The organism is Streptomyces sp. NPDC002671, assembly GCF_053592475.1.
In genome coordinates, this window is record NZ_JBSFVU010000054.1 from 21,546 (window position 1) to 28,110 (window position 6,565).

At 69.4% G+C, this 6,565-nt stretch carries 7 protein-coding genes and 1 pseudogene; 5 read left to right on the top strand and 3 right to left on the bottom strand.

Annotated features, from left to right (window positions below; all coding sequences use genetic code 11):
* Positions 1 to 83: 83 nt before the first annotated feature.
* Entirely contained in the window at positions 84 to 995 is a 912-nt protein-coding gene (locus ACWD35_RS40510; protein ID WP_451356362.1) for an integrase core domain-containing protein, read from the bottom strand.
* A 78-nt stretch (positions 996 to 1,073) separates the two neighbouring features.
* Between ACWD35_RS40510 and ACWD35_RS40515 the strand changes: the two genes are divergently transcribed.
* The gene (locus ACWD35_RS40515; protein ID WP_451356363.1) at positions 1,074 to 1,865 is read left to right on the top strand and encodes a hypothetical protein; all 792 of its coding nucleotides are present in this window, start codon (positions 1,074 to 1,076) and stop codon (positions 1,863 to 1,865) included.
* A gap of 125 nt (positions 1,866 to 1,990) precedes the next feature.
* On the opposite strand, the gene ACWD35_RS40520 is transcribed toward ACWD35_RS40515, so the two are convergent.
* Both ACWD35_RS40520 and ACWD35_RS40525 read right to left on the bottom strand, forming a co-directional pair.
* Positions 1,991 to 2,866: a PhzF family phenazine biosynthesis protein gene (locus tag ACWD35_RS40520; RefSeq protein WP_451356364.1), complete on the bottom strand. Its 876-nt coding sequence runs from the start codon at positions 2,864 to 2,866 to the stop codon at positions 1,991 to 1,993.
* Positions 2,867 to 3,143: 277 nt separating this feature from the next.
* Entirely contained in the window at positions 3,144 to 4,175 is a 1,032-nt protein-coding gene (locus ACWD35_RS40525; RefSeq protein ID WP_451356365.1) for a sigma-70 family RNA polymerase sigma factor, read from the bottom strand.
* 72 nt (positions 4,176 to 4,247) lie between these two features.
* On the opposite strand from ACWD35_RS40525, the gene ACWD35_RS40530 reads away from it, so the two are divergent.
* The 4 genes and pseudogenes from ACWD35_RS40530 to ACWD35_RS40545 all read left to right on the top strand — a co-directional run.
* Complete coding sequence (locus tag ACWD35_RS40530; RefSeq protein ID WP_033355375.1) at positions 4,248 to 4,589, top strand: VOC family protein; 342 nt, start codon at positions 4,248 to 4,250, stop codon at positions 4,587 to 4,589.
* A gap of 44 nt (positions 4,590 to 4,633) precedes the next feature.
* Positions 4,634 to 5,281: a maleylpyruvate isomerase family mycothiol-dependent enzyme gene (locus tag ACWD35_RS40535; protein WP_097281921.1), complete on the top strand. Its 648-nt coding sequence runs from the start codon at positions 4,634 to 4,636 to the stop codon at positions 5,279 to 5,281.
* A 227-nt stretch (positions 5,282 to 5,508) separates the two neighbouring features.
* Positions 5,509 to 5,846, top strand: a pseudogene (locus ACWD35_RS40540) (transposase); the annotation flags it as partial.
* Between the two features lie 222 nt (positions 5,847 to 6,068).
* Positions 6,069 to 6,565: transposase (locus tag ACWD35_RS40545; RefSeq protein WP_451356366.1), on the top strand; the 497-nt coding region annotated here is incomplete at its 3' end.

The window sequence follows — 6,565 nt, forward strand, 5'->3', positions numbered from 1 at the left end:
GGCCCAAAAGACCGTCGCGAATCCGCAGTCGGCGGTCGTCGCCGCTCAAATGCCTGTGGGGCTCGGAAACTCGTCGCTGCAGGTCAAGCTGCGTAGCGGTACTCGTTGATGACGCCGCCGAGGATGCGGGTGCGCAGGAGTCGGCGGTTTTCGGGCTTGTGCACGGTCGTGGGTTGCTGGTCGGCGCCGGGAGGTAGTTGGTTGCGGGCCCGGTGGGGGCGGTGTTCGTTGTAGTGCCGCTCGTAGGCGGCCAGGACGTGCCGTGCGTGGGCCTCGTTCATGATGAGGACATGGTCGAGGGCCTCGCGTCGGATGGTGCCGATCACCCGCTCGCAGTGGGCGTTCATCCGAGGCGCTTGCGGGGCACTCTTGAGGATCTCGATCTCCTCGGTCTCGAAGATAGCGTCGAAGGACTGGCCGTACTTGCCGTCGCGGTCTCGCAGCAGGAATCGCAGGGACTCCATGCGCGTGCCGAGATCGGTGGCCAGGTTTCGGGCTTGCTGCACAGCCCAGTCACGGGTGGGGTGGGCGGTGGTGGCGGCGCTGTGCAGGCGGCGGGTGCCGTGTTCGAGGAACGCCAGCGCGTAGAGCCTGTGGCCGAGGGCGGTGTCGAGGTGGAAGAAGTCGACGGCGATGATGCCTTCGGCCTGGTTGGTGAGGAAGTCCCTCCACGTCGGGCCAGCGCGGCGTGGGGCCGGATCGATGCCCGCCGAGTGGCGGATCTCCCATACTGTGGAGGCTGCGATGGGGAGACCGAGTCGGGCCAGCTCGCCCTGGATCCGCCTATGCCCCCACTTCGCATTCTCCCGAGCGAGCTGCAGGATCAGTTTCTTGAGTGCTGCCTTGGTCGGTGGCCGTCCGGTGCGGGCGCGCCGGGCGCTGTAGTCCCACTTCGCGGCGATGAACCTGCGGTGCCAGGCCAGCAGGGTCCCGCGCGTGACCGGGAAGACCTTGTGCCAGCGGCGGCGGGGTATCAGGTTGGAGAGTGCAGCCACCGACCCGACTTGCAGCGATGACTTTACGAGCCCCACAGGGCCCACCAAGGGCCCGAGCGGCAGCGTCCCCTCTTCCTCGTGCCGGACGCCGTGATCGGCGCCAGGCTGAGCCAGCCGGACGTCCCGCAGAACCCGCTGCGCGCGGCAGAAATCCGGGCCGAGCTCAACCGCTGCGCCGCCCTGAGCCCTACCCTCCGAGCGGCCGAGGACGCGATCCGCACCAGCGCCCAGAGCCTCGCCGACCTCCGTCGAGCCCAGCATGGCGGCACGTCAGCCCCCGGCCAGGCGGGCCCGGGGGTGTCCGCCGCGGCGACGCGATCCCAGAAGCCTTCGACCACTGACGGTCCGCCAGCCATCCACCAGGCCCGACGAATCCGTAGCGCCGGTCTTCTTTCCGATGTTCCTCGACCCCCTGCCCGGCCCCTGCCGCCGGACGAGGTGGCTGGCTGGCTCAGGCTGCATCAGCAGGTCGTGGTGGAGCTGGCAGTACGCAGCCAGGTCGACGCGACCTCGATACCAGTGCTGCAGCAAGTCGCCGTCGACGCCGAGACGGTCGCCTCAATGGACCCCGACCCGCAGAGCCCGACCCGCCTCGCGCACACGGCCGTGCGCCCGCTGCTGCAGACGCTGTCCACCGTGCCGATCAACCCGAATTCGCCGTTGCCGCTGCTGCTGACGCCCGATGAGGTCCTGACGGCGCGGGCGGACCGGATCGCCCGGGCGGCCGTCGAAACAGCCCCGGACGCCCCCGAGACCCGCCCCTCCGACGATCCGCGAGATGCAGACACTCCTCGACCTCTGGGCCGGCACCTGCCCCACCTGCCGCCGCGACATACCCACACCGATAGAAACGTGACCAAGCCCTACTAAGTGCTCGCGCGTATAGGTGCGATGGAGCGCCCGAGGAGAAGAACCCCGGGCCTAGGTTCGTGGAAGTGGGACGCTCTGTGACGACTGGGGAGACTTGTGTCTGCCCTGCCGTCATGGCTGACGCTTCATCGGATGCGAGCTCCCGTGCCGCTGACACGGACACGCGGCTCACCCGAGCGCAGCGTCACCGTGAGTTCGCCAGGGCGGCCCAGGTCCTCGCCCTGATGCAGGGTGAGGACGGCGTCCTCGGGGACCAGGCCGAGCTCACGGGCGTACGCACCGAACGCGGCGGCCGCAGCGCCGGTTGCCGGGTCCTCGACGACGCCGCCAACGGGGAACGGGTTACGGACATGGAAGACGGTGGCCGACTCCCGCCACACCAACTGGAGCGTGATCAGATCCAAGCGGTGCATCAGGGTTTCGAGGCGCGCGAAGTCGTACGCGAGATCTGCGAGGCGCGCGCGTGTCGCCGCCGCGAGAACGAGATGGCGGGCACCGGCGAACGCGACATGGGGTGGGAAGGCCGGGTCGAGATCGGCGGCTGGCCAGCCGAGCGCGGCGAGCGCCTCCGTGAGGTCGGTGTCGGCGATCTCCTCGATGTGCGGCTCGACACTGGTGAGTGTGGCCCTGACGGTCCCGCCCTCCTCGGCCACCTCCACCGGCACGGTGCCGGCGCGCGTCGCGAACATCAGCTCCCCAGGGCCCATCCGCTCGGCGAGCGCGACGGCGGTCGCGACGGTGGCGTGCCCGCAGAACGGCACCTCGGCCTTGGGGCTGAAGTAACGGATGCTGTACGCCCGTCCCTCCTGGCCGCCGAGGTCCTCCGGGGGCGAAGTCAGGAACGCGGACTCCGAGTATCCGAGGTCGGCCGCGATAGCCAGCATGTCGCTGTCGTCCAGGGCGGTGGCATCCAGAACGACGCCGGCGGGGTTTCCGCCGTCGGGGGTGCTGGAGAAGGCGGTGTATCGAAGTACCTCGGGCCGCGGCGTATTCGTCGTCATACTTGCGGCAACACGGAGCGGGCCCGCGGCTATTCCTGGACGCGGGTGGAGGCGGGGATGGGCCCCCGCGGCGAGCCGCACATCGATACAGACCCACCCTTTTCGCAACTCCGTGATCACCAGGAGCGTGCCCGTTCTGTCACCGAAGTACCCCAACGCACCGAACTGCACGGCCTCTAACTGATCGTTTCAGAATGGGAAACGCCGTCGTCTGGCCTCAATGGTCAATGGTCCCGGCCGTAGCCACACCCTGGGGGCCTCGGGGGCTGACGTTGGCTCAAGCCCACTCCGTCTGCAGCCCGAACCGCTGCACGTGCTCCGCGCCCAGGAACGAGGTGAGGCCTTCGACGAGCTCGCCGCGCAGGGTCAGCACCGTGATCGACCACGCGAGGTGCGGGGCCGACCGGCTCGCGCCCACGTAGAAGGCCACTGCCGGTTGGCCGTTCGCCGAAGTGAGGTGGTAGCGCCAGCTCGGGCAGCGGGTGAGCGGGACCTCAACGGCGAAGTCCATGACGGCGGCCCGGCCCCGGTACCACTGGGCCAGCGGCGGCATCGACCAGGCGACGTCCTCGGTGAGCAGGGCGACCAGGGCGTCGGCGTCGCCGCTTTCCAGGGCGGCGGCGAAGGCGGTGACGGTCTCGCGGACCCGGGCGTCGCCGAGCTTGCGCAGGGTCTGCTGCTGCGAGCGCGCCGGGACCCGCTCGGCGAGCAGTCGACGGGCGCGGGCCAGGGCGGAGTTCACCGAGGTGGTGGAAGTGTCCATCATGGTGGCGATCTCGGCGGCGGAGAAGCCGAGCACGTCGAACAGGAGCAGCGCGGCCCGCTGGTTGCCTGACAGGTGCTGCATGGCCGCGACGAAGGCGAGTTCGACGGCCTCGCGCTGCTCGTACCGCGCGGCCGGTCCGGCCGGGCCGGCGGGCAGGCCCGCGTCGGGGTAGGGGCCCAGCCAGGCGACCTCGGTCAGCGGGGTGGCGTCGACCACCGCGTGGTCGCTGGCCGGGCCGAGGTCGATGGGCATCGCCCGCCTGCCGCGCCGGTCGACGGCGTCCAGGCAGGTGCGGGTGGCCACGGTGTACAGCCAGGCGCGCAGTGAACTACGCCCCTCGAAGCGGTCCAGGCCCCGCCAGGCCCGCAGCAGCGCCTCCTGCAGTGCATCGTCCGCGTCGTGGGTCGACCCGAGCATCCGGTAGCAGTGCGCGTGCAGCTCCCGGCGCAGCGGCGCCACCAGGCGGGTGAACGCGGCGTCGTCCCCCTCGCGCGCCCTGGCCAGGTCGCCCGTCGCGGATCCCGCCGAAATTTCCTCGCCCACGAGGGACGATTCTGCCCCACTCCGGGAGTCACCTCTTCGACCGATCGTTTCCGACACCCCGAGGAGACCCCGATGAGCAGTGCCGCCTGGTTCGACATCTCCACTCCCGACGCGCTGCGCGCCCGCCGCTTCTACCAGGAGCTGTTCGGCTGGCCGGTCCACGTGCTGGACGACACCTACGCCCTGGTCGGCGACGAGGACGGCCGACCGACCGGCGGGGTCGGGCAGGCGGGCCCGGACAGCCCGTACACCGGGCTCGTCGCTTACTTCCCGGTCGACGACGTCGATGCCGCGCTCGCCCGCGCCGAGCGGCTCGGCGCCACCCGAATCCTCTCCCCGACCGACACGCCCGCCAGCCGCATCGCCGTCTTCACCGATCTCGACGGCAACCACGTCGGCCTAATCAGCCGCTGACCGGTCCCCTGCCCGCCCGACCACCGCACAGGAGTATCACCCCCATGACGACACCCGCCACCGGAACCTGGCCACTGATCCATACCGAGCGGACCGCCCTGGCCGCCGACCTCGCGCAGCTGACCGACCATCAGTGGGCCACCCCGTCGCTGTGCGAGGGGCTCACCGTTCGTGAGGTGCTCGCGCACCTGACCTCGGCGGCCGGCCTCAACCCGGTGCGGTGGATGGCGGGCGTGATCCGCTGCCGCTTCGACTTCGACAAGCAGGTCGCCATGCGGCTGGCCGAACAGCTGGGCGCTACCCCGGCCGAGACGCTCGACCGGTTCCGCCGAGTGGCCACCCGCACGACGAAGCCGATCCCCTCGACCGTGGCCATGCTCGGCGAGACCATCGTGCACGGCGAGGACATCCGCCGGCCGCTCGGCATCGAACGCGACTACCCCGTCCGCACGTTGACCACCCTGGCCGACTACTACCAGCGCACCGATCTGCCCGTCTTCACCAAGACCCGCATCCGCGAACTGCGCCTGACCGCCACCGACAGCCCCTTCACCACCGGCGAGGGGCCACGCGTGTCCGGCACGACCCTGGCCCTGATCATGGCGATGGCCGGTCGCGCGTCCTACCTCGATGCGCTCGATGGAGACGGCGTTGCCATCCTTCGCGAGCGCCAGGCACAACCACGGGCATGACGCCCTGTATCAAGGTGTGAAGCTCAATGCCGCCGCCCCGTCCGGGGCGGCGACATCCTGATCCGACGGTTCGTCAGCCTAGGGTGAAGCGGTCGGCCAGCAGGTACGTGCCGCCCGTCTTCGCTACCTGACCTGCGGAATTAGGGGCGAAACGCCCAGGCTGATCGGTTCAGAATGAGTTGAACTGCGCTCTTGTGCCCGACGATCTTGGTGGGCAGGCTGTCCGGGTGTGTGCTGATCTTGTTCCGGATGACCTGTGGGAGCGGGTGGCTCCGCTGCTGCCGCCCGCTCCCGAACGACGCCACCGCCACCCCGGGCGACTACGAGTCCCGGACCGGGCGGCCTGGCCGGCATCATCTACGTGCTGCGGACCGGTGTCGCATGGCGCGATGTCCCCGCGCAGGCCGTGGGCTGCTCCGGAGTCACGGCCTGGCGTCGGCTGCGGGATTGGACCGAGGCCGGCGTCTGGCCCCGCCTGCACACCGCGCTGCTGACCGAACTGCGCCGCGCGGACCTGCTGGACCTGAACGACTGCACCGTGGACGGCTCGCACGTCCGGGCTCTCAGTGGGCATTTAGAAATGCTCTATGTCAGTAAGTAACTTTCATGACTGTCAGGCTTGAGGTATTTGCCCCATACGTGCGCCCTCGCGTCCATCTAGCTGCGAACTCGGCCGCCCGTTTACTCCGGTTCTTGTGCACGAAGTCCGTCTGGTTTGAAGATCAGGCAGAAACGCCTAGCGGCAGCGGAACAGCACCGTCCGCCGCATCCATGATCACGCTACGGCGTGAGCCAGCGGAAGCCGTACCCCAGCGACCTGTCCGACGCCCGATGGGCCTTAATCGAGCCGATGTTGACGGCCTGGAGAAAGGCCCGGCTCGACCGCAGGCCCACCGGGCAGCCGGCCAAGGTCGACCTGCGCGACATATTCAACGCACTCCTCTACATCAACCGCACCGGAATCCCCTGGAAATACCTCCCGCACGACTTCCCCAATCACGGCACCGTCTACGCCTACTACGCCGCCTGGCGCGACGAGGGAATCCTCGCCCAGCTCAACTACGACCTGACCGGCCTGGCCCGCGTGAAGGAAGGACGCAAGCCCGAACCGACCGCTTCCGTGATCGACACCCCGAGTGTGAAGACCTCCACCAATGTGCCCCTGGCCAGCCAGGGAACCGACGCCGCCAAGAAGACATCCGATGCGGAAGAACTGTCAAGCAGCAAGGGACAGGTGGGGTTCTCGCGTGGTCGGGAAGGCCACCTCCTCGTCGAACGGGACGC

What these genes read in the sequence shown, in the direction of transcription:
- ACWD35_RS40535 (WP_097281921.1), top strand. Translation starts at nt 4,634, where the DNA reads ATGACGACACCCGCCACCGGAACCTGGCCACTGATCCATACCGAGCGG.
- ACWD35_RS40520 (WP_451356364.1), bottom strand. Translation starts at nt 2,866, where the DNA reads ATGACGACGAATACGCCGCGGCCCGAGGTACTTCGATACACCGCCTTC.
- ACWD35_RS40530 (WP_033355375.1), top strand. Translation starts at nt 4,248, where the DNA reads ATGAGCAGTGCCGCCTGGTTCGACATCTCCACTCCCGACGCGCTGCGC.